This window comes from Mobilicoccus sp. (assembly GCF_032060985.1).
In the GTDB taxonomy this organism is placed as follows: Bacteria; Actinomycetota; Actinomycetes; order Actinomycetales; family Dermatophilaceae; genus Mobilicoccus.
The window spans coordinates 1-20,180 of the sequence record NZ_DAMBGD010000016.1 but is presented as its reverse complement, the minus strand read 5'-3'; the positions used below and the strand labels follow the sequence as shown (position 1 = coordinate 20,180).

18 protein-coding genes and 1 tRNA gene are annotated in these 20,180 nt (G+C 71.0%); 9 read left to right on the top strand and 10 right to left on the bottom strand.

The genetic code is table 11. From position 1 onward, the window contains the following. Nucleotides 1-242 precede the first annotated feature (242 nt). Nucleotides 243-983, top strand: a complete 741-nt coding sequence (locus tag RT054_RS12365; RefSeq protein ID WP_313023974.1) for a GntR family transcriptional regulator — start codon at nucleotides 243-245, stop codon at nucleotides 981-983. 174 nt (nucleotides 984-1,157) lie between these two features. On the opposite strand, the gene RT054_RS12360 is transcribed toward RT054_RS12365, so the two are convergent. Further along, nucleotides 1,158-1,874 carry a hypothetical protein gene (locus RT054_RS12360; protein WP_312721307.1) on the bottom strand — a complete coding sequence of 239 codons (717 nt, stop codon included), beginning with the start codon at nucleotides 1,872-1,874 and terminating at the stop codon, nucleotides 1,158-1,160. Between the two features lie 248 nt (nucleotides 1,875-2,122). On the opposite strand from RT054_RS12360, the gene RT054_RS12355 reads away from it, so the two are divergent. Both RT054_RS12355 and RT054_RS12350 read left to right on the top strand, forming a co-directional pair. After that, a complete protein-coding gene (locus tag RT054_RS12355) occupies nucleotides 2,123-2,641 on the top strand; it encodes a peptidylprolyl isomerase (RefSeq protein WP_312721308.1) in 519 nt (172 codons plus the stop codon). Nucleotides 2,642-2,859: 218 nt separating this feature from the next. Continuing rightward, nucleotides 2,860-3,855, top strand: a complete 996-nt coding sequence (locus RT054_RS12350; RefSeq protein WP_313023971.1) for a rhomboid family intramembrane serine protease — start codon at nucleotides 2,860-2,862, stop codon at nucleotides 3,853-3,855. 257 nt (nucleotides 3,856-4,112) lie between these two features. Here the strand turns inward: RT054_RS12350 and RT054_RS12345 are convergent, their stop codons facing one another. Further along, nucleotides 4,113-4,373: a cell division protein CrgA gene (locus RT054_RS12345; RefSeq protein WP_313023967.1), complete on the bottom strand. Its 261-nt coding sequence runs from the start codon at nucleotides 4,371-4,373 to the stop codon at nucleotides 4,113-4,115. Between the two features lie 234 nt (nucleotides 4,374-4,607). Between RT054_RS12345 and RT054_RS12340 the strand changes: the two genes are divergently transcribed. Both RT054_RS12340 and RT054_RS12335 read left to right on the top strand, forming a co-directional pair. Then, on the top strand, nucleotides 4,608-5,411 hold the full coding sequence (locus RT054_RS12340) for a DUF881 domain-containing protein (protein ID WP_312721312.1): 804 nt from the start codon (nucleotides 4,608-4,610) through the stop codon (nucleotides 5,409-5,411). Nucleotides 5,412-5,422: 11 nt separating this feature from the next. Beyond that, nucleotides 5,423-6,061, top strand: coding sequence for an aminodeoxychorismate/anthranilate synthase component II (locus RT054_RS12335; protein WP_313023963.1), 639 nt, complete (start codon nucleotides 5,423-5,425; stop codon nucleotides 6,059-6,061). Between the two features lie 102 nt (nucleotides 6,062-6,163). Here RT054_RS12335 and pknB read toward each other — a convergent pair whose 3' ends face one another. From pknB to RT054_RS12295, 8 genes are all read right to left on the bottom strand, one after another. Beyond that, entirely contained in the window at nucleotides 6,164-8,032 is a 1,869-nt protein-coding gene (gene pknB, locus RT054_RS12330) for a Stk1 family PASTA domain-containing Ser/Thr kinase (protein WP_312721314.1), read from the bottom strand. Between the two features lie 2 nt (nucleotides 8,033-8,034). Further along, nucleotides 8,035-9,636, bottom strand: coding sequence for a protein kinase domain-containing protein (locus tag RT054_RS12325; protein WP_312721315.1), 1,602 nt, complete (start codon nucleotides 9,634-9,636; stop codon nucleotides 8,035-8,037). After that, nucleotides 9,633-11,087, bottom strand: coding sequence for a penicillin-binding transpeptidase domain-containing protein (locus RT054_RS12320; RefSeq protein WP_312721316.1), 1,455 nt, complete (start codon nucleotides 11,085-11,087; stop codon nucleotides 9,633-9,635). The genes RT054_RS12325 and RT054_RS12320 overlap by 4 nt, the downstream gene beginning before the upstream one ends. Beyond that, the gene (locus RT054_RS12315) at nucleotides 11,084-12,460 is read right to left on the bottom strand and encodes an FtsW/RodA/SpoVE family cell cycle protein (protein ID WP_313023954.1); all 1,377 of its coding nucleotides are present in this window, start codon (nucleotides 12,458-12,460) and stop codon (nucleotides 11,084-11,086) included. The genes RT054_RS12320 and RT054_RS12315 overlap by 4 nt, the downstream gene beginning before the upstream one ends. Then, complete coding sequence (locus tag RT054_RS12310) at nucleotides 12,457-13,710, bottom strand: protein phosphatase 2C domain-containing protein (RefSeq protein ID WP_312721326.1); 1,254 nt, start codon at nucleotides 13,708-13,710, stop codon at nucleotides 12,457-12,459. Before RT054_RS12310 ends, RT054_RS12315 begins: the two co-directional genes overlap by 4 nt. Before the next feature lie 2 nt (nucleotides 13,711-13,712). Further along, entirely contained in the window at nucleotides 13,713-14,186 is a 474-nt protein-coding gene (locus tag RT054_RS12305) for an FHA domain-containing protein (protein WP_312721320.1), read from the bottom strand. Further along, nucleotides 14,183-15,310 carry a DUF3662 and FHA domain-containing protein gene (locus RT054_RS12300; RefSeq protein WP_313023950.1) on the bottom strand — a complete coding sequence of 376 codons (1,128 nt, stop codon included), beginning with the start codon at nucleotides 15,308-15,310 and terminating at the stop codon, nucleotides 14,183-14,185. The genes RT054_RS12305 and RT054_RS12300 overlap by 4 nt, the downstream gene beginning before the upstream one ends. A gap of 568 nt (nucleotides 15,311-15,878) precedes the next feature. Continuing rightward, the gene (locus RT054_RS12295; RefSeq protein ID WP_313023947.1) at nucleotides 15,879-16,418 is read right to left on the bottom strand and encodes a hypothetical protein; all 540 of its coding nucleotides are present in this window, start codon (nucleotides 16,416-16,418) and stop codon (nucleotides 15,879-15,881) included. Between the two features lie 230 nt (nucleotides 16,419-16,648). Here RT054_RS12295 and RT054_RS12290 point away from each other — a divergent pair. The 4 genes from RT054_RS12290 to RT054_RS12270 form a co-directional block, all read left to right on the top strand. After that, nucleotides 16,649-16,735, top strand: a tRNA-Leu gene (locus RT054_RS12290). Between the two features lie 764 nt (nucleotides 16,736-17,499). Next, nucleotides 17,500-18,972 (top strand): class I SAM-dependent DNA methyltransferase, encoded by a 1,473-nt coding sequence (locus tag RT054_RS12280; RefSeq protein WP_313023943.1) that lies wholly within the window; start codon nucleotides 17,500-17,502, stop codon nucleotides 18,970-18,972. Next, nucleotides 18,969-19,619 (top strand): restriction endonuclease subunit S, encoded by a 651-nt coding sequence (locus RT054_RS12275; protein ID WP_313023941.1) that lies wholly within the window; start codon nucleotides 18,969-18,971, stop codon nucleotides 19,617-19,619. Before RT054_RS12280 ends, RT054_RS12275 begins: the two co-directional genes overlap by 4 nt. An 82-nt stretch (nucleotides 19,620-19,701) precedes the next feature. After that, nucleotides 19,702-20,180 (top strand): transposase family protein (locus RT054_RS12270; protein WP_313023938.1); only part of this gene is annotated, 479 nt, incomplete at its 3' end.

Sequence of the window (20,180 nt, the reverse complement as noted above, 5' to 3'; positions counted from 1 at the left end):
TACGACGCCGCCCGCCGACACGCACAGACCGGGCGCAGGGCAAGACGGCGCACCTCGCCCGGGGACGCGCCGAGGACGCGCCGCCCACGCGTCGCCTCATGTCGAGTCGTGGGCCTCACCGCGGGGACGTCGTACCGAGGCCGCGCCCCGCTCTCCGGCCGGCGGCCCACGAGCGGATGGCAGGTGAGGCCGGCGGCGGCGGGTGCGGGGACCCCTCCGGCCGCCGGGCTAGCCTTGGGGCCATGGCCGTCCACCTTCCCGTCGTCATCGACAGGACGAGCCCCACCCCGCTGTACCACCAGCTCGCCGAGCAGTTCACGGCGATGATCACCGACGGTGTCCTCAAGCCCGGCGATCCGTTCGAGAACGAGATCTCCCTCGCCGAACGCCTGGAACTCTCCCGCCCCACCGTGCGCCGGGCGATCTCCGAGCTCGTCGCCGAGGGTCTGCTCACCCGGCGCCGCGGCGTCGGCACGACGGTCGCGACCCATCCGGTGCATCGCCGCGACCGACTCACCAGCCTGCACGACGACCTCCTCCGCACCGGCCGGCACCCGCAGACCTCCGTGCTCGATCTGCGCACCGACGTCATCGACGAACGCGCCGCCGAGGCGCTCGGCCGGGCCCCCGACACGCCCCTCGTGTTCGTGCGCCGACTGCGCTCGACCGAGGTGGGTCCGCTCGCCGTCCTGCGCAACTGGCTCCCGCCGGAGTTCGCCGACCTCACCGTCGACGAGCTCACCCGCACGGGCCTGTACGACGTCCTCCGCACGCGCGGGCACCCCCCCGAGGTCGGCCACCAGACCATCGGTGCCCGCGCCGCCACCTCCGTCGAGCGTCGTCTCCTGCGGCTGGGGCGGATCGACCCGGTCCTCACGATGATCGGGCACGCCCACGACGGCACCGGTGCCGTCGTCGAGTTCGGCGACCACTGCTACCGGGCCGACCAGTACGCCCTCGACGTCACGGTGCACGGGCAGTGAGGTGCGGCCGTCGCTGGAGCAGTGCGGCGGCCGCCGATCGGGGCACCGAGGCCCCGGCCCGTGACGGGTCGGGCACTGGGCGTGCCTCGACCCCGACCGACGCCGACGGCCCCACCACCTCGAACGAGGTGGTGGGGCCGTCGGGTGACGTCGCCGGCGTGAGCCGGTGGGTCGTCAGTTCTGCTTGTCGTCCTGGGTCGGCACCTGGCCGGCGGCAGTGATGATCTCGCCCTCCTTGGCCTCGATGGTCTCCGTGCCCACAGCGGTCTCGGTGCCCGCGGCGACCGTGGCATCGGTGGTGACGTCGGTCGTCTGCACACCCGTGCCACCGGTGGCGGAGGCATCGCGGCCCTTGGGGGGAGCGACGTAGGGGTCGGTGAGGGGGCGCGCCCACGGGTCGTCCTTGGGGGCGCGGAGCTTCTGCACGACGACGGCGGCGAGCGCGCCGATCACCGTCAGCACACCGAGGTTGACGACGACCTTGGCGAAGCCGCCCTTCTTCTTGACGGGCTTGGCCGTGGCCTTGCCGCTGAGCACGAGCGCGGCGTCGTGGCTGCGCTGCGAGGCGACCTCGCGGGCCGCGGCACCGGAGGCGAGGAACTCGGAGAGGCCGTCGTGGTTGCCGACGTGCTTCTTCGCGGTCTCGGCCGACTCCTTGGCCTTGGCGGCCTGCTTCTCGGCGATGTCGCGACCCTGCTCGAAGTAGGGCTTGACCTGCTCGAGGACGTCGTCGGCCTTCTTGCCCGCCTCGTGGGTGTACTCCTTGGCGACGGCGGCCGCACTGGCGACGGCCGGGGTGATCATGTCCTTCAGGCCCTGTGCCGTCGGCACGGTCACCGTGCGCGTCTCGATGGTGGGAACCTCGATCTTCTTCTTCTTGCGCTCGAACACTGATCCTCCTAGGCGTGAATACCGGTCCGTACCCATCCTGCCCCGTGAGGTGGGTCGCTGCCCAACGTGGGCCCAAGAAAGGAACGCGTGACCGCCCGCACAGGGTTCCGCGCAGCGCGGCGGCCGGGTGTCGTCGCACGTCGAGGGGGTGAGACTCCGGCGCGGCCGCCTCGTTTGCCCAGGCCCGGTTCCCCAGGCCCCATGGCCGCCCGGAGAACGAGGGACCCGCATCTGCGAGGATGGCCCCCATGAACGTGACGCTGCACACGAACAAGGGTGACATCACCATCACGCTGTTCCCGGACCACGCTCCCAAGACCGTCGAGAGCTTCGTCGGCCTCGCCACGGGCGAGAAGGAGTACAAGGACGACGCGGGACGCACCAACCCGACTCCGTTCTACGACGGACTCGTCTTCCACCGGGTCATCAACGGCTTCATGATCCAGGGCGGCTGCCCCCTCGGTCAGGGCATCGGCGGTCCGGGGTACATGTTCGACGACGAGATCTCCCCCGACCTCGACTACTCCAAGCCCTACCTCCTCGCCATGGCCAACGCGGGCAAGCGCGGCGGCCGCGGCACGAACGGGTCCCAGTTCTTCATCACGGTCGCGCCCACCCCTCACCTGCAGGGCAAGCACACGATCTTCGGTGAGGTCGCGGACGGCCCGAGTCGTGAGGTCGTCGACGCGATCGCCAACGTCGCCACCGACCGCATGGACCGCCCCAAGGACGACGTCGTCATCGAACGGGTCACCGTCGAGAAGTGATCCTCGTCGAACCCCGGTCGTGACGAGTCACGGCCGGGGTTCGCCATGTCCGGGGGCGCTGTCGTCGCCGGGCGGAGCGACGTGTGCGCGCTCGCGGGGGCCCGATGCCGAACACGGGTGGGATCGCCGACACTGGAGGGGTGGACGACCACTCCGAGGACCCCTCGACCAGGCCCAGGCATGATGCGGGGTCCGTGTGCCCGCGGCACCCCGATCGCGTGAGCTACCTCCGATGCCGCTCCTGTGGACGACCGGCGTGCGCGGAATGCCAACACCCGGTCGTCGGCGGCTTCGACTGCGCCGATTGCGTGCCCGAGGCGGCCCCGGATCGGCTCGCGTCCGAGGGGGCTCCGACGGCGTCACCCCCCGCCGCCGCGCCCACGGCGGCGCCGCGGGTCAACCCGCCGTGGCCAGGACCGACCGATCCCACCGGTCCCGGCGCGGGCGCCACTCCCGGGTCGAGTGCCTCCGCATCCCTTGCCACGCCGACGGGTGCGGAGGTCGCCGAGCGCCCCGCCCGCCCGGTCGTCACCTACACCATCGCCGGGCTCTGCCTGCTCGTGTACCTGTGGCAGCGGATCGACCCACGCGTCATCGACCTCGGCGACTTCTCGCCGATCAGTGGCTACGTGGAGCCGTGGCGGTTCCTCACGGCGGCGTTCCTCCACAGCCCCGACAGCGTCTCGCACCTGCTGTTCAACATGATGTCGCTGTGGGCCATGGGCCAGTTCCTCGAACCGGCGCTGGGCAGGGCCCGGTACACGGCGTTGTACCTGCTCAGCGCCCTCGGCGGCTCGGTGGGCTGCCTGCTGCTCGTGCCCGCCCTCGACGTGTGGGACCAGGCCGCGACCATGGCGTGGTTCCGCGGCGTCGTCGGGGCCTCGGGGGCGGTGTTCGGTCTGTTCACCGCCGTGTTCCTCGTCCTGCGGCGTTCCGGGGCCTCCGTCGCCGGGATGGTCGTCCTCCTCGGCATCAACGCCGCACTGCCGTTCATCTACCGCAACATCGCCTGGCAGGCGCACCTCGGTGGGGCCGTGGTCGGCCTCGTCGTCACCGCGATCTTCCTTGCCACCGCCCGTCCCGTGCGCGCCCGCTGGACCTGGCCGGCTCTCGCCGCCGTGGCCGTCGCGCTCGTCGGCGTCTCCGTGGCGAAGTACGCCGCCAACATCCAGGCGCTGCAGTACCTCACCTCCCTCGCCGGCGGCTCGGGGTGACGTGGCCACCTCCCGGGGGTGCGGCCCGCACGCGTTCCCCACAGGGGTGTGTTTGTTCCCCACAGGTGTGATTACAGCGGTGTGATTCATCCCCAGGTGGGGAAAACCCTGTGGATAACTCCCGGGGTGTGGGGATACCTGTGGATGAACGACGCCGGCCGCCCCTCGCTCGAGAGGGGCGGCCGGTCGGGTCGTGGGTGCGGTGCGGCGTGAGGAGTTGATTCCCGGGTGACGACGTCGCCGGGGCGTGGTCGGACTCAGCGCCAGTTGGTCGTCATGAGGAAGCCGACCATCATGAGTCCGAAACCGGCGCCGAGGTTCCAGTTGCCCCAGGCCTTCACGGGGAAGGTGTAGTCGGTGAGGTAGTAGACGACGATCCACAGCAGCCCGATCACCATGAAGGCGACCATGACCGGCGCCCACCACGTCGGGCTCGTCTTGGCGGGGGGCAGACCGGTGGGGGTGGCGTCGGTGGCCGTGGCGTCGGAGGGCTTCTTGGGCTTCTTGCTGGACGGCACGTGCTTCTCCTGGCGTCTCGACATCCGGTGCGCGCGAGGTGGCCTCGCCTTCGTTCCAGGGTAGGGCTTCATACTGGTGGCTCAGGCATCGCCATGCCGCCGCGACCGGCGCCTCGGCCGGGCCGCACCTCGACGGGTGCTCCCCGCACCGCTGCGGTCGTTCGAACCGACCCACGACGATCCTCCCGACCACGACCCCCACCCGGCACGGCACCCGAGCGAGAGGAGAACCCGATGACACCGCCCCGTCCCCGCTCGGTGTGGACGTGGGTCGTGCCGATCGTCACGGCGTGCGCCGGTGTGCTGTTCGCGACGAGCGCACTGACCGCCCAGGGCACCGACATCCGCGGCGATCGCGGTGATCTGCCCGCGCTCATCCGGGCGCGGGAGGCCGAGGTCGCCCGCGCGGGTCACCGCAACGACGTGCTCCGTCAGCAGATCGCCGAGAAAGAGGCCGCCGTTCCCGCCGACGCCACTCTCCGCGGACTCCGGGAGCGCGAGGCCGAGCTCGCACGGCAGGCCGGGCTCACCGCCGTCGAGGGGCCCGCGGTGCGGGTGAGTCTCGAGGACGCCAAGCTCGACGCGGCCTCGCTGCCCGAGGGGGTGAGCGTCGATGACGTCGTCGTCCATCAGCAGGACGTCCAGGCCGTCGTCAACGCGCTGTGGGCCGCCGGGGCCGAGGCGATGACGATCCAGGACCAGCGCGTGGTCGCCACGAGCGCGGTGCGGTGCGTCGGCAACACCCTCATCCTCGGCGGGCGGGTGTATTCACCGCCGTTCGTCATCACGGCCATCGGTGACCAGAACGCCCTCCTCGCCGGTCTCGACAACGACCCCGCCGTCGCCGTGTACCGGGAGTACGTCGACAGGCTCGGGCTCGGTTACGAGGTCGAGTCGCTGCACGCGCAGTTCGGCGCCAAGAGCGGCAACGTCCGCCCCGTCCACGCCCGTCCGCTCACCGAGGGGGGGACGGGCCCGACCGGTTCGTCGCCGGGAACGCCCGGCCACCCCACGTCCATGCCCGAGACCACTCCCTGAGGACAGACCACATGACCCGCATCCTCGTCGTCGACAACTACGACAGCTTCGTGTTCACGATCGTCGGTTACCTACGGCGCCTCGGCGCCGAGTGCGAGGTGCGGCGCAACGACGCCGTCGACGTCGCCCGGGTGCGGGAGTACGACGGTGTCCTCGTCTCGCCGGGGCCGGGCACGCCGGAGGAGGCCGGGTCCTCGATCGACGTCATCCGCGAGTGCCGCGACCGGGAAGTCCCCATGCTGGGGGTCTGCCTCGGGCATCAGGCGCTCGCGGTCGTCTGCGGTGCGGTCGTCGGGCGCGCCCCCGAGCTCCTCCACGGCAAGACGTCCCGGATCGCCCACGACGGCACCGGTGTCCTCGCGGGGCTCCCGGATCCGTTCACCGCGACCCGCTACCACTCCCTCGCGATCGAGGACGGCACGATGCCGGCCGAGCTCGTCGCCAACGCCTGGGTCGATTCACCGCACGGACGCATCGTCCAGGGCGTCCGGCACCGTGACCGCCCCCTCCACGGGGTGCAGTTCCATCCCGAGAGCGTGCTCACCCAGGGTGGGCACCGCATGCTCGCCAACTGGCTTGCCATGTGTGGGGAGCCCGGCGCGGTCGCCGCGTCCGAGGGGCTCAGCCCGCTCGTCGGCACCCGCAGCTGACCAGCTCGGCACCCGCGCCTGACCGGCATCGGGGTCGACGGGACCCGACGGCACCGGGCACGACCACGAGAGGCGTCACCCGCACGCCCCGGGCGCCCGGCCTCATCCGTTCGGCGGGGCCTCGGTGTCGGTGGGAGACGTGGGTGGGCTCTCCGGAGGCGAGGTCTCGGTGTTCTCGGGCTGCGTGGTGGTCGGCCTCGGTGTCGTCGGCGTCGGGGTGGGCGTCGGCGTGCGGGTGGGAGACGGTTTGGGGATCGGCACCGCGATCGAGATCCGCACCGTCGTGCCCACGGGCACCGGCATGTCCTCGGGGTAGGACTGGGCGATGACCGTGCCGGACTTACGGGAGCTGCGCACGTTCACCGCTTCCGCGGGGAGCCCGACCTTGGCGAGGGCCTCGACGGCGGCGGACTGGGAGAGGCCGATGACGTCGGGCATCGCCACTCGTCCGGAACTCACCTTGAGCTTGACGGTGGAACCGACGGTGATCTTCTCCCCGGCCTTCGGCTCGGTGGAGACGATCTTGCCTTGGTCGACGTTGGCGCTGTCGACGGGTTCCATCTCGCCGGGCACGAGCCCGAGACTCGTGAGTTTCGTGTAGGCCGACTGCGGGTCGTAATTGGCGAGGTTGGGCACGGCGACGCTGCCGGGGCCGTTCGAGACCATCAGCGTCACCGCCGAGCCGGCCGGCTGCATGCTCTGCGCCTCCGGGCGTTGCTCGACGACGAGACCGGGCTTGGCCCGGTTGCGCACCGCCTGGGTCTGCACCGTGAATCCGGCGTCGCCGAGGGTCTTGGTCGCCTCCTCCTGCGACTTCTGGACGACGGCGGGGACGGCGACGAGGTCGGGTCCCCGGTCGAACACCCCCTGGCTCCACAGCACGCCGAGGATGAGGCCGAGGACGGCGAGGGTCGAGGCCACGACGGCCCAGATCGGCACCTTGCGGCGGGGCTTCTCGTCCTCGACGACCTCGTCGACGACGACCGCCGACTCCGCCGGAGCGGGGTCGGCGGGCAGGACCGCGGCGGTGGCGCCCGTGGCCTCGGGGCCCCGGTCGCGGGAGGGTTCGGAGAGGCGCCCGGCCGCGACGGCCTCGCGGGCGGCGAGGGTGGTGCCGCCGGTGATGACGGCGTCGAGGTCGTCGGCGAACGTGCCACCGCTCTGGTAGCGGTCGGCGGGGTCCTTGGCGAGGGCGTGGAGGGTGACGACGTCGAGCGAGGCGGGGATGCTCGAGGCGTGCACCGAGGGCGGCTGCGGAGGCTCGCCCACGTGTTGGTAGGCGATGGCGACGGGGCTGTCGCCGACGAACGGGGGTCGGCCGGTGAGGAGTTCGTAGAGGAGGCACCCGGCGGAATACAGATCGGAGCGCGCGTCGACCTCGTGCCCCTGGGCCTGTTCCGGGGAGAGGTACTGGGCGGTGCCGACGACGACGCTCGTGTTCGTCATCGTCGCCGCGGTGTCGGCGATCGCGCGGGCGATGCCGAAGTCCATGACCTTGGGCTGCCCGTTCTGGGCGAGCATGACGTTCGCGGGCTTGATGTCACGGTGGATGATGCCGTGGTCATGGCTGTAGTCGAGGGCCCGCAGCACCTGGGCCATGATGCGTCCGGTCTCGAAGGGGTCGAGGGGGCCGTCCTCGGAGAGCACGTCGCGCAGGGTGTGGCCCCGCACGTACTCCATGACGATGAACGGCACCGAGACGGGTGCGCCGCGGAGGTCGCTGACGGACTCCTCCCCGGAGTCGAAGACCGCGACGATGTTGGGGTGGTTGAGGCTCGCCGCCGACTGCGCCTCGCGTCGGAACCGCATGAGGAACGAGCGGTCCCGGGCGAGTTCGGAGCGGAGGATCTTGATCGCGACCTCGCGTCCGAGGCGGGTGTCGAAGCCGAGGTGGACGTCGGCCATGCCCCCGCGGCCGATGAGTTCGCCCACCTCGTATCGCCCGGCCAGCAGGCGCCGTTCGTCGTTCACGCTCACTCCTGAGAGGTGTCGTGCCTGTCGGCGGAACCGCCCGGGGCGGCGCCGGTCGCGGCGGGTGCCGGGGCGGTCGGGATGCCGGCGCCCGCCCCCGCGGGCCCGTGCTGATGGGTGTTCTCCCGGCCCGCGGCGCCGGTCGCCGGGGTGTCGGGCTGGGTCTCGGCGGGTGCCGGCTCGCTGGTCTGCGGCTGATCCGGTGTCCGGGTGGGCTCGGGGGTCGTGGGCGTGGGTTGCGGCTCCTGGGTCTGGGCGGGCCCGCTCGAGACGCGGACGGTGATCGTCGCGCCCTTCTTGACGGCGCCGCTCGGGGAGACGGCGATGACCTGACCCTTGGGGGCCGAGTTCTCCACGTCGTCCCGCGTGACGTCGAGACCGAGGCCGCGCAGTCGGGCGCGGGCCTCGTCGAAGGACGTCCCGATGTAGTCCGACGCCGTGACCTGCACGGTCTCGTCGGCGGGTTCGGTCGTCGGCGTCGGGGTCTCGGTGGCCGTCTCCGTGGCCGTGGGCGTCGCGGTCGTCGGCGACGGTGCGGGCGTTCCGTCGTCGTCACCCAACGATCGCGCGACGACGAACCCGATCGCCGCAAGGGCCAGGATCAAGGGCACGATCCACAGGAGCGGGTTGACGCGCCGACGCTGTTCCTTCGCCGGCACGGGGGCGCCGGCTCCGGTCGCCGGGTCGGGACGTCGAGGCGGAGCGGTCGCGGCACCGGCGGCCGGCGCCACGCGTGTCGCCGCACCGAGACGTTCGGTGCGTGCCATCGGGGCCGTGGCGGGAAACCCGCCGGTCGGGGCCCCGCGGAGAGTGTCGGCGAGAGCCCGGGCGCTCTCGGGGCGGTCCGCCGGGTCCTTGGCGAGGCAGGCCATGACCACCTGGGCGAGCGCAGGGGGGACGGAGGTGGGCAGCGCGGGCGGCGGGGTCGTCACGTGCGCCATGGCCGTGGCGACGGGGCTGCCCTCGTCGAAGGGGCGCCGACCGGTGAGCATCTCGTAGGCGACGCAGCCGAGGGCGTAGATGTCGCTCTTGGGCGAGACCGGCTGCCCGGTGGCCTGCTCGGGCGAGATGTACTGGGCCGTGCCCATGACCTCGCCGGTACGGGTGATGGGGGCGGCGTCGGTGGCGCGGGCGATGCCGAAGTCGGTGAGCTTCACCTCGCCGTCGGGCTTGAGCAGGATGTTCGCCGGCTTGACGTCACGGTGGATCACGCCGCGGTCGTGCGCGGCCTGCAGCGCATGCGCCGCCTGCGAGATCACCGAGATCGTGCGTTCGGGACTCAGGGCACCCTGCTCGGAGATGGTCTGCGAGAGCGGCTCACCCTTGACGAGCTCCATGACGAGCCAGTTCGCCCCGGCGTCCTCGCCGTAGTCGTAGACGGCGGCGATGTTGGGGTGGGACAGGGCGGCGGTGTTGCGCGCCTCCTCGCGGAAGCGTTGGGCGAACCCGCTCTGATCGGCGAGCCCCGGGCTGAGGAGCTTGATCGCGACGATGCGGCCGAGGACCTGATCGGTGGCCTCCCACACCTCGCCCATCCCGCCGACGGCGATGCGCTCGCCGAGCGTGTAGCGGTTTCCGAGGACGGCTCCCGTCTGGAACTTCATGGGGCGATCACAGCCTTCATCACGTCGCGGGCGATCGGCGCGGAGACCCTTCCTCCGGCCGCTTCACTGCCGGCATTGCCACCGTCCTCGACGACGACTGCCACGGCGATCTTGGGGTCGTCCGCGGGTGCGAACGACATGAACCAGGCGTGGGGCGCGCGGCCCTCGCCATGCTCGGCGGTTCCGGACTTCCCGGCGACGGACACCCCGTCGATCCGGGCCCGGGTGCCCGTCCCCTCGGTGACGACCGCCTCCATCATGCGGGTGAGGGAGGCGGCGGTGCCGGGTGAGACGGCGCGCCCGATCTCCTCGGGGCGGGTCTGGTCGAGGACGGAGAGGTCGGCGCCCTTGGTCTGCCGCACGAGATAGGGCTGCATGACCTTGCCGTCGTTGGCCACCGCGGCGGCGACCATCGCAACCTGCAGCGGGGTGACGCGCACGTCGTACTGGCCGATGGCGGAGAGCGCCTCCTGCGGTTTGTTCATCTCCGCGGGGACGGTGGAGGGGGTCACCTGCATGGGGATGGCGAGCTGGCTGCCGAAGCCGAATTTCGCGGCCTCGTCGCGAAGGGCCTGGGCGCCGAGGTCCATGCCGAGGCTCGCGAAGGCGGTGTTGCACGACTTGGCGAGAGCCCGCTTCAGGGTGACGGTGCCGCCGTCGCAGGCGCCCCCACCGGCGTTGGGCAGGTCGATGTTCGTCTGCGGCAGGCGCAGCCGGGCGGGGCCGGGGAGTGTGGACTCCTCGGTCCAACGGCCGGATTCGAGCGCGGCGGCCGCGGTGACGACCTTGAACACCGACCCGGGCGGGTAGGTGTCTCCGCTGATCGCACGGTTGACGAGGGGGCGGCCCTTCGCGTCGTTGAGCCGCGTCCACGCCTCTTGGACCTCGGTGCTGTTGTGACCGGCGAGGCTGTTGGGGTCGTACTCGGGGTGGCTGACGAGTGCGAGGATCGCGCCGGTGCGCGGGTCGAGGGCGACGACGGCGCCGCGCTGATCGCCGAGGCCCTCCTCGGCGGCCTTCTGCGCGCGGGGGTCGATGGTGAGCTCGAGGTTGATGCCGCTCGGTTGACGGCCGGTGAGGATGTCGCCGAGGCGCCGGAAGAAGAGGCGGGGGTCGTCACCGGTGAGCAGCGTGTCGGCGGCGCTCTCGAGGCCGCCGCCCGCGCCGTAGATGAACGAGTGGTAGCCGGTGATGTGGCTGTAGGTCGGGCCCTGGGGGTAACTGCGCTGGTAGATGAACTCGTCGTCGGTCTTCTCGCTGCGGGCGATGGCCTGGTTGCCGACGAGGATCTGCCCCCGCTCGCGGCTGTAGGTGGCGAGCAGGGTGCGGCGGTTGCCGGGCTTGTCGCGCAGCTCGTCGGCCTTGACGAACTGGATCCAGGTCGAGGCGACGAGCAGCGAGCAGAACATGATCGCGATGACGAGCGCGAGGCGGCGGATGGGGTTGTTCACGGCTGCCTCACCTCCTCACCGGTCGGGGGCGTGGTGGGCGCCATCGGCCGGGGCGGGGGCAGGGGGCGTCGCGCGTGGTCGCTGATGCGCAGGAGGATCGCGACGATGGCCCAGTTGGCGAGGAGTGAGGACCCGCCCTGGCTCAGGAAGGGCGTCGTGAGGCCGGTGAGCGGGATGACCCGGGTGACGCCGCCGACGACGACGAACACCTGCAACGCGATGGAGAACGCGAGGCCGGTGGCGAGCAGCTTGCCGAATCCGTCGCGGGTGCCCAGGGCGGTGCGCAGCCCCCGCTCGACGAGCAGGCCGTACAGCACGAGGATCGCGAAGAGGCCGACGAGTCCGAGCTCCTCGGCGAAGCTCGGGATGATGAAGTCGGATTCGGCGAAGTAGGTGAGGTACGGGTGGCCCTGCCCGAGCCCGGTGCCGAGCAGGCCACCGGCACCCATGCCCATGAGTCCGCGGACGAGCTGGTCACTCTGGGCGAGTGCCTCGGGGGACCACGGGTCGAGCCAGAACAACACCCGCTGCTGCACGTGGCCGAACAAGAGGTAGGCGAGGTAGCAGCCACCGGCGAAGAGGCTGAGGCCGATGGCGATCCAGCTCAGCCGTTCGGTCGCGACGTAGAGCATCGCGACGAACAGACCGAAGAACAGCAGCGAGGAGCCGAGGTCGCGTTCGAGGACGAGCACGAGCAGGCTCGCGATCCAGGCGATGAGGATGGGGCCGAGGTCGCGGGCCCGTGGCAGGGGGAACCCGAGGATCTTGCGGCCGACGAGGGCGAGGGCGTCACGGGTCTGCACGAGGTAGCCGGCGAAGAAGATCGTGAGGAGGATCTTGGCGACCTCGCCCGGTTGGAACGAGAACGGGCCGATGCCGATCCAGATCCGGGCGCCGTACCCCGATCGGCCGAGGAACGGCACGAGGGGCAGCAGGAGGAACAGGAGACCGGCGGCCATGATCGTGTACGTGTAGCGACGCAGGCGGCGGTGGTCGCGCAGGAGGACGAGCACTCCGATCGACACGGCGACGGCGAGGGCGCTCCACATCACCTGACGGCCGGCCATGCCGCTGTCGGGGCCCTTGGCGAGGTCGAGGCGGTGGATCATCACGAGCCCGAGGCCATTGAGCAGCACGGCGATGGGCAGCATGAGCGGGTCGGCGTAGGGCGCGCGCCAGCGCAGGACGAGGTGGAAGGCGACGGCGATCGCGAGCAGTGCGCCGCCGTGGGTGGCGAGGTCGAGGGGCAGCGACTGGTTGACGCCGAGCCCGACGGAGACGTACGCGAGCAGAACGATACCGACGGCGAAGACGAGGAGCGCGAGCTCGACGCCTCGTCGGGTGCGGGGGACGAACTGGCTGACGGTGGTCACGGTCCCCCCGATCCGCAGGCCGTGCCCCGGCTGCGTTGGAGCCGGCAGGCGGCGGCGGTCTGGCGCAGGGTCTCGACACGGGCCTGCGCCTCGGCCTCGTCCGCGACGGTGATGGTGCCGTCGACGGCGCTGCGTTCGAACGGCGGCAGGTCCGAGAGGGGGATCGCGGTCACCTCGTCGACGGAGGACAGGCGGATGGGGCCGAGATCCTGCGGGATGCCCCGGTAGATGGCGACGTTCGCGCCGTCGTCGCCGATGTAGTACTGCCCCCGGGTCCAGTCGTAGGCGGCGAAGAGGGCGGCGGCGAGGGCGATGAGCACGACGGCGGCGACGGCGACCCACCGCCACCAGGCGCGGGGCGAGCGGTCGGGGTCGGTGTCGTCCTCGTCGTCCGGGGTCCCGAGGGCCTCCTTGCGCAGGGCGGCGGCCTTGGCGGCGGGTGAGGAGGCACTCTGCGTGGTGATCTCGGGGCGTCGTTCGGCGACGGCGCCGACGATGATCGGCTGGCTGGAGGGGGTCGCGGTGGCGTCGACGACATCGCCGATGACGACGGTGACGTTGTCGGGCGCGCCGGCGCGCAGGGAGAGGTCGACGAGCTTGGCCGCGGTGTCGTCGGGGTTCATGCCCGAGCCGAGGACCTCGGTGATGGTGTCGCGGCCGACGTAGTCCGAGAGGCCGTCGGAGCAGATGAGGTAGCGGTCGCCGCGGCGGGCCTGCCGGATGGACAGGTCGGGCTCGTCCTCGGGGGCGCCGGTGAGGACGCGGGTGACGAGGGAGCGTTGCGGGTGGTGCTCGGCCTCCTCCTCGGTGATGCGGCCGGTGTCGACGAGGCTCTGCACGAAGGAGTGGTCGCGGGTGATCTGGGTGACGACGCCGTCGCGCAGGAGGAAGGCGCGGGAGTCGCCGATGTGCACGAGGGCGAGGCCGGTGGAGCCGCACCGCATGAGGGCCGAGAGGGTCGTGCCCATGCCCTTGAGCTCGGGGTCGCTGTCCATCGCGTCGGCGAGTGAGGCGTTGGCCTTGGCGAGGGTGCGGGCGAGGATCTCGAGGGCGTCGTCGGCGCCGTGGCTGTCGCCGTCGAGAGGCGCGAGACGGGCGATGACCAGGGAGGATGCGACGTTGCCGCCGGCGTGCCCGCCCATGCCGTCGGCGACGGCGAGCAGGTGCGGACCGGCGTAGCCGGAGTCCTCGTTGCGGCTGCGGACGAGTCCGACGTCGGTGCGAGCCGCGTAGTCGATCGCGAGCGTCATCGTCACCGGCCCAGTTCGAGGACCGTGGTTCCGATGCGCAGCTGCGTGCCCTCCTTGAGCGGGGTGGGTTCGGTGATGCGTCGACCGTCGACGAACGTGCCGTTGGTGGAGTCGAGGTCCTCGACGTACCAGGAGCCCCCCTCGGCGTACACGCGAGCGTGGCGGCCGGAGGCGTAGTCGTCGTCGATGACGAGGGTGCACTCGGGGTTGCGGCCGAGCAGCACGCCGGACTCCTTGAGGGGCGCGGTGGAGCCGCGCATCGCGCCGTCGACGACGGCGAGCACGGAGAACGTGCGACGGCCGCGGAATCGGGGCGCGTTCTCGGTGGGCCGCACACGCCGCCGGCCGCCGTCGCCGCGTTGGACGATGCGGGTGCCGTAGAGGTCGCTGCGGATGACGCCGACGATGCTGAAGACGAACAGCCACATGAGGGCGAGCAGGCCGAGTCGCACGACCGCCAGGGTGAGTTCGCTCATCGGCGTTCCCCGAGGCGCACGAGGAGGCTCGTGCGCCCGATGGTGATGCGGTCGCCCTCCGCAAGACGGGCGGTGGTGAGGCGTTCGCCGTTGAGGTAGGTGCCGTTGGTGGACCCGAGGTCGCGGATGCTGGCGAGCAGGTGCGGCCCGTCGTGGGTCACCCGGATCTCGCAGTGGCGGCGGCTGACCCCCGTGTCGTCGAGCGTGATGTCGGCCGAGGGATCGCGGCCGATGACTGTGATGGCCGAGAGCAGCGGGTAGGAGTCGTGGTTGAGCTCGAGCCAGGGGCGTCGCCCGACGGGGGTCGGCGCCGGTGGGACCTGCTCGTTCCGGGAGGTGGCGGCCTCGGGACGGTGGGGCGTCTGCCCGAACCACGGATCGTCGGCCGCCTCGTCGTACCCGGCGCGGGGATCGTCGTCGTCGTCGCCCCAGGCGGCGAGGTCGCGGGCGCGTTGGGCGTCGCGTCCGCCGCGCTCGACCGACGCGTCACCCGCGAGCGAGGCGCGCTCGTCCTCGCTTCCGCGTCCAGCGTGCCCAGCGCGTCCGTCGGCCTCGGGGTCGTCGTGAGGGTGGCCCACGGGGACGCCACCGGCACGGGCGGCGGCGGCCGTGCCGGCGACGGCGGCTGCGGCGGCCGCGGCGGCGCTGCCCGCGAGACCGACCTCGCCCTGCGCGGGGGAGCTCGCCTGCGGCAACAGCATCTCGTTGCGCGGCAGGTGCGCTCCGGCGGAGCGACGGGGTGTGCCGCGAGGATCGCGCGCGCTCGTGGGCAGGACTCGGAAGACGCCGGTGTCGAGGTCGTCGCTGTCGACGAACTCGACGAACAACGGGCCTCCCGGGGTGTACCCCTGCGATTCGGCGTGCTCTTCGACGGAGGCGATGAGCTCGGTGTGGAGCACGTCCTCGTAGGAGCTGAGGCGCTGGTAGTCCGTGGGGGCGAGCTCGATGCAGAAGGCGTTGGGGACGACGGTTCGCCCGCGGCCGACGACGGCGGCCCGGTCGTCCATCGCGCGGCGCATCGCGGAGGCGATCTCGACGGGCTGCACCTCGGCCTTGAATGCGCGCGCGAACGCACCGTTGACGACGCGCTCGAGCCTCTGCTCGACCCGATCGAACAGGCCCATGGTCTTCCCCTCCTCACCCAAGTCCGTTCCAGGGTATAGGTCGTGACTGACAGTCGCCGGGACGTGACCTCGACATGCGTCCGATCCTGGTGTCGTGCAGCGGCGCATCAGCGGTCGTGCGGGCCGGGATCGCAGCCGAGGATGCACCCCGCTCGTCGTCCCGACGACCACGAGCCCACATCCTCCCCTGCATCCTCACAGAGGGATCCGACCCCGCGGACGACGTCGGAACGCGCCCCCTCCCGGACGACATCGGACCGGCCCCCCTCGCGGGTGATGTCATCGAGATGATGTCATCCGTCGCCGAGGGTGCGGCACTGATGTGGGGTGGGTGTGGGTCCCTGGTGGCGGAGTCGTCGCGCGCCGCCGCATCCGGCACCTCGTTCTGGGTGAGCGGGTCCGTGCTCCTCACCCGCGTGCCGTCGGCGGTCTTGGCGCGGGCTGTGTGAGTGCGAGCTGGTCATCGGCGTGACTTCGTACGCCAGACGCGATCCTTACGACCGCTGCCTCGACCTCAGAAGCCGTCGACCCGTGGTGGGGCACCGACACAGGGGGAAAACCGCCCCGGTCAGTTCTCGCTGCGGAGCAGCGCCCGGAGCACCGTGCCGTAGGCGAGTCTGCCGACCGCTGCGACGAGTGGATCCGCGAGGGCCGGCACGCCGCGCAGGGTGAGGTCCTGGGTCCACTCGAGCCGTGACCCCGCCTCCCCATCTCCACTCCCGGTGAGCGGCGAGACGGTCGCGTCGATCTGGCCACCGATCAGGCGTCCGGTCTTGACGACCACGGCCCGCCCCTCGCCTCCCGCGGTGCTGCTGCTCCCGGCGGCTCCCGCACCGTCGCTCGATCCTCGGATTCCTGCGGCGGTCCCGCCTTCATCGGCGCCCGGTGCGTCGAACCGTCGCACCTCCATGACGTCGTCGACGTGGAGAGGGCCGAGGGCCGTGCGCGCGACGAATCGGGACCCGGCCTGGAGCGACGTCCCTCCGGTGCCGTCCTCACGCAGCGTGGTGAGGGGGATGAGCCGGGTGTGGGCGTCGAGGTTCCACACCCGCCGCCACGCCTCGGCGGGCGGGACGGGGGTGTCGAGACGCACCGTGAATCGGGCCATGGGGTCAGTGTCGCAGCGCCCCGCCCCACCAGCCCCTCGGGCGACGCCGCGACCCCGAGACGGCAGATGGGATGGCACCGCCACTACTGCCCCAGCAGTACCCGAGCTGCCATCCTATCTGCCATCTCGGGTGTGGCGGGCGGGGCCGCCGGACGGTGTGGGGGGTTTCGGGCGGTGAAGAGGAACGGGTTTGGCAGTTCGGGCCGGCGTCTGGGAGGATTGGTCGGCGCGCGCGAGTGGCGGAATAGGCAGACGCGCACGGTTCAGGTCCGTGTGCCCGAAAGGGCGTGGGGGTTCAACTCCCCCCTCGCGCACCATGGGACGGTCGACGAAAGTGTGCCGACCATCACGACGAAACTCCCGCCCGGGGTTACTCGGGCGGGAGTTTCGTCGCATCAGCCCAGGAGTGGGCGACTGCTCGCGCCGCCGGGAGGCTGGGTGGGCCTGCTGGACGCCGGACCACCTGTGAGAGAGACCCATTGGGCTTGTCGGCCATGTGTGTCGCCGGGGAGACGCGCTGGTGAGTCGCGTCGAGTTCGTCACCGGCCATTCCGACCTGGGGGTCACGCAGTCGATGGGGGCGGTGGCACGAGCGCCGACAACGCGATGACGGCGTCGTTCAATGCCACCTTCACACGCGAGGTGCTGCGTGACGACCGCTGCTCCGCCGACGAGGCTGATGGCCGCCGGCACGCATTCGCATCGCTGACTCGCCACAACCGCGAGCGCCGTCACTCACGTGCGGCGACCTCAGCCCCGACGCCGACGAGGAGGCCGTCGCCACCCCGACGCCGGCACCGGCCGCGCACACCACCCCCCATGACCGAAAACCCCGGGTCAGGGCCCGAGTTCTCGGTCTCCGGTGCACAGGTCGGCCCTCTCGGCATGTCGCGGCAACTGTCGTCTCAGGACCAGCGCATCCCAGCGCCACGTGTGAGCAGGCTGTCGGTGGGGAGGGTGCCCGCGAGGTCGACGCGGGTTCTCGTTGCCAGGTGGTGGCCGCCACTGATCGGGTCCGCCGAGGCCGTGGCTCATGCTCGTCGCCCGCGGCTCCAGCCCGAGCCCCACGTAACCTGGATAGGTGATCAACGGTGAGCTGCGCAACAGGATCGATCGGGTGTGGGATGCGTTCTGGTCCGGGGGGATCAGTAATCCGATCGAGGTGATCGAGCAGATCACGTACCTGTTGTTCCTGCGGCGGCTGGACGACATCCAGACGAACGCGGAGAGCAAGGCGCGGTTCACCGGTGGGGTCGTCGAGAACCCGATGTTCCTGCCGGATCAGCAGGAGCTGCGGTGGAGCCGGTTGAAGAACCTCTCGCCCGATCAGATGTACGACCGGATGCGGGACGAGGTCTTCCCGTACTTGCAGCGGTTGGGGGCGCAGATCGGCGGGGACGACTCGACGTTCACGCACCACATGAAGGACGCGCGGTTCACGATCCCCAAGGCGGATCTGCTGACGAAGGTCGTCGACATGCTCGACGACGTGCCGATGGAGCGGCGCGACACCAACGGCGACCTCTACGAGTACATGTTGAGCAAGCTCGCCACGTCGGGGCAGAACGGGCAGTTCCGCACGCCGCGGCACATCATCTCGCTCATGGTCGATCTCATGGCGCCGAAGCCGGCGGATCGGATCGTCGACCCGGCGTGTGGCACGGCGGGGTTCCTCGTCGTGGCGTCGGAGTACCTGCGGGAGCACCACGCGGAGTTGTTCACCGATGCCAGCGACCGCATGGCGTTTCACTCCTCGATGTTCAGCGGGTTCGACTTCGACTCCACGATGCTGCGGATCGGCAGCATGAACATGCTGCTCCACGGCGTGGAGAACCCGGAGATCGCCTACCGCGACTCCCTCTCGGAGGGCGCGGCGGGTGAGGAGAGCCGGTACACGCTGATCCTCGCCAATCCGCCGTTCGCGGGGTCGCTCGACTACGACACCACCTCCAGCGACCTGCTGCGCGTGGTCAAGACCAAGAAGACGGAGCTGCTGTTCCTCGCCCTGTTCCTCCGCCTGCTCGAACCGGGTGGGCGCGCGGCGGTCATCGTGCCGGACGGGGTGCTGTTCGGGTCGAGCAAGGCCCACAAGGACCTGCGCAAAAAGCTCGTGGAGGAGCAGAAGCTCGACGCGGTCATCAAGCTGCCGTCGGGTGTGTTCCGCCCGTACGCGGGTGTGTCCACGGCGATCCTGTTGTTCACCAAGACGGACTCGGGCGGCACCGACGACGTGTGGTTCTACGACGTCCGCGCCGACGGATTCTCCCTCGACGACAAGCGCAACCCCGTCGAGGCGAACGACCTCCCCGACGTCCGCGCCCGCTGGGCCGAACGGAACGGTGCTGAGAAGGACCGCGCCCGCACCGAACAGTCGTTCTGCGTCCCCAAGTCCGAGATCGCCGACCAGGGCTACGACCTGTCGCTCAACCGGTACAAGGAGATCGAGTACGAAGCGGTCGAACACCGCTCACCCGCCGAGATCATCGCCGACATCAAGCAGCTCAACGCCGAGATCGACGCCGGCCTCACCGAGCTGGAGGCGATGCTGGGATGAGGCATATCAAGCTCGGCGAAGTCTGCGACATCATTGTTGGCCGCACGCCTCCTCGCGCCGATCCGTCCACGTGGGGTGGCGACGCCCCGTGGGTATCCATCGCAGATATGAACCAGGGGCTGAGTATCACCTCCACTAAGGAGCGCATCAGCACTGCGGGGGCCGCCAAAGGAAGGCTCATTCCTGCGGGCACGGTGCTGCTCAGCTTCAAGCTGAGCATCGGCAAGGTGGCGCGCGCCGGCATGCCGCTCTACACCAACGAAGCGATTGCCGCTCTCCCTGTCAGGGACCCTGGGAAAGTCGACGCGGCATATCTGCTTCGCGCGCTTCAGGCTCAGGACCTCACTGGCGGGTCAAACCGAGCAGCGATGGGATCTACCCTCAACAAGGCTGCCCTGCAAGCCATTACCGTGCCCCTGCCGCCACTAGGAGAGCAGCGGCGGATCGCGGCGATCCTGGACCAGGCCGACGCCATCCGCACCAAGCGCCGCCAGGTCCTCGCCCAGCTCAGTGGACTGAAGTCGTCCCGGTTCAGCGAGGTGGCGCGGCAGCAAGGCGGTGAATACACCCCGCTTGGAGACCTCCTGGATTTCCTCACGAGCGGTTCCCGTGGCTGGGCCAAGCATTACAGGCTCTTCGATCTTTAGCGTGGTGAGCCCCTGAACGAGGGCTCGCGGCCCTACGCCAGCATGGGTGTTGCCTAGACATCCCAGAGCGAGGACCGCGAGCGTGCACCACCCTACGTTCGATGCCGATGCGGCGTCGATCCTGTTCAACCTGCCCGACTACCGAGTTGTCTCGGCGACCCCTGCTACGGGTGACCAGCCGCGGCGGGTGGTCATCGAGACGATCGCTGCCGAGGGGGCCTGCCCGTCCTGCGGGGTCCTCTCCGCGAGGGTGCAGGCGCGGCCGGTCCAGCACGTCAAGGACGTGTCCTGCGGCGGGGACCGGCCTGACGTCCTGGTGCGCAAGCGCCGGTACGTCTGCGCCGAAAAAGGCTGCCCCAGAGGAACATTCACCGAGCAGACCGACCAGCTGCCGGCCCGGGCCAGGGTCACCACCCGCCTCGCAGGGCAGGTGATCCGCGCCTGCCGGGCCGAACCTCGGGCCGTGAGCAGGGTCGCCCACGAGGCCGGCCTGTCCTGGCCGACCATGATGCGGCTGCTCACCTCCACCATCGACCTGACCGGGCAGGTCGACCTGCGCCA

What these genes read in the sequence shown, in the direction of transcription:
- RT054_RS12365 (WP_313023974.1), top strand. Translation starts at nt 243, where the DNA reads ATGGCCGTCCACCTTCCCGTCGTCATCGACAGGACGAGCCCCACCCCG.
- RT054_RS12355 (WP_312721308.1), top strand. Translation starts at nt 2,123, where the DNA reads ATGAACGTGACGCTGCACACGAACAAGGGTGACATCACCATCACGCTG.
- RT054_RS12340 (WP_312721312.1), top strand. Translation starts at nt 4,608, where the DNA reads ATGACACCGCCCCGTCCCCGCTCGGTGTGGACGTGGGTCGTGCCGATC.
- RT054_RS12335 (WP_313023963.1), top strand. Translation starts at nt 5,423, where the DNA reads ATGACCCGCATCCTCGTCGTCGACAACTACGACAGCTTCGTGTTCACG.
- RT054_RS12325 (WP_312721315.1), bottom strand. Translation starts at nt 9,636, where the DNA reads ATGAAGTTCCAGACGGGAGCCGTCCTCGGAAACCGCTACACGCTCGGC.
- RT054_RS12310 (WP_312721326.1), bottom strand. Translation starts at nt 13,710, where the DNA reads ATGACGCTCGCGATCGACTACGCGGCTCGCACCGACGTCGGACTCGTC.
- RT054_RS12305 (WP_312721320.1), bottom strand. Translation starts at nt 14,186, where the DNA reads ATGAGCGAACTCACCCTGGCGGTCGTGCGACTCGGCCTGCTCGCCCTC.
- RT054_RS12300 (WP_313023950.1), bottom strand. Translation starts at nt 15,310, where the DNA reads ATGGGCCTGTTCGATCGGGTCGAGCAGAGGCTCGAGCGCGTCGTCAAC.
- RT054_RS12295 (WP_313023947.1), bottom strand. Translation starts at nt 16,418, where the DNA reads ATGGCCCGATTCACGGTGCGTCTCGACACCCCCGTCCCGCCCGCCGAG.
- RT054_RS12275 (WP_313023941.1), top strand. Translation starts at nt 18,969, where the DNA reads ATGAGGCATATCAAGCTCGGCGAAGTCTGCGACATCATTGTTGGCCGC.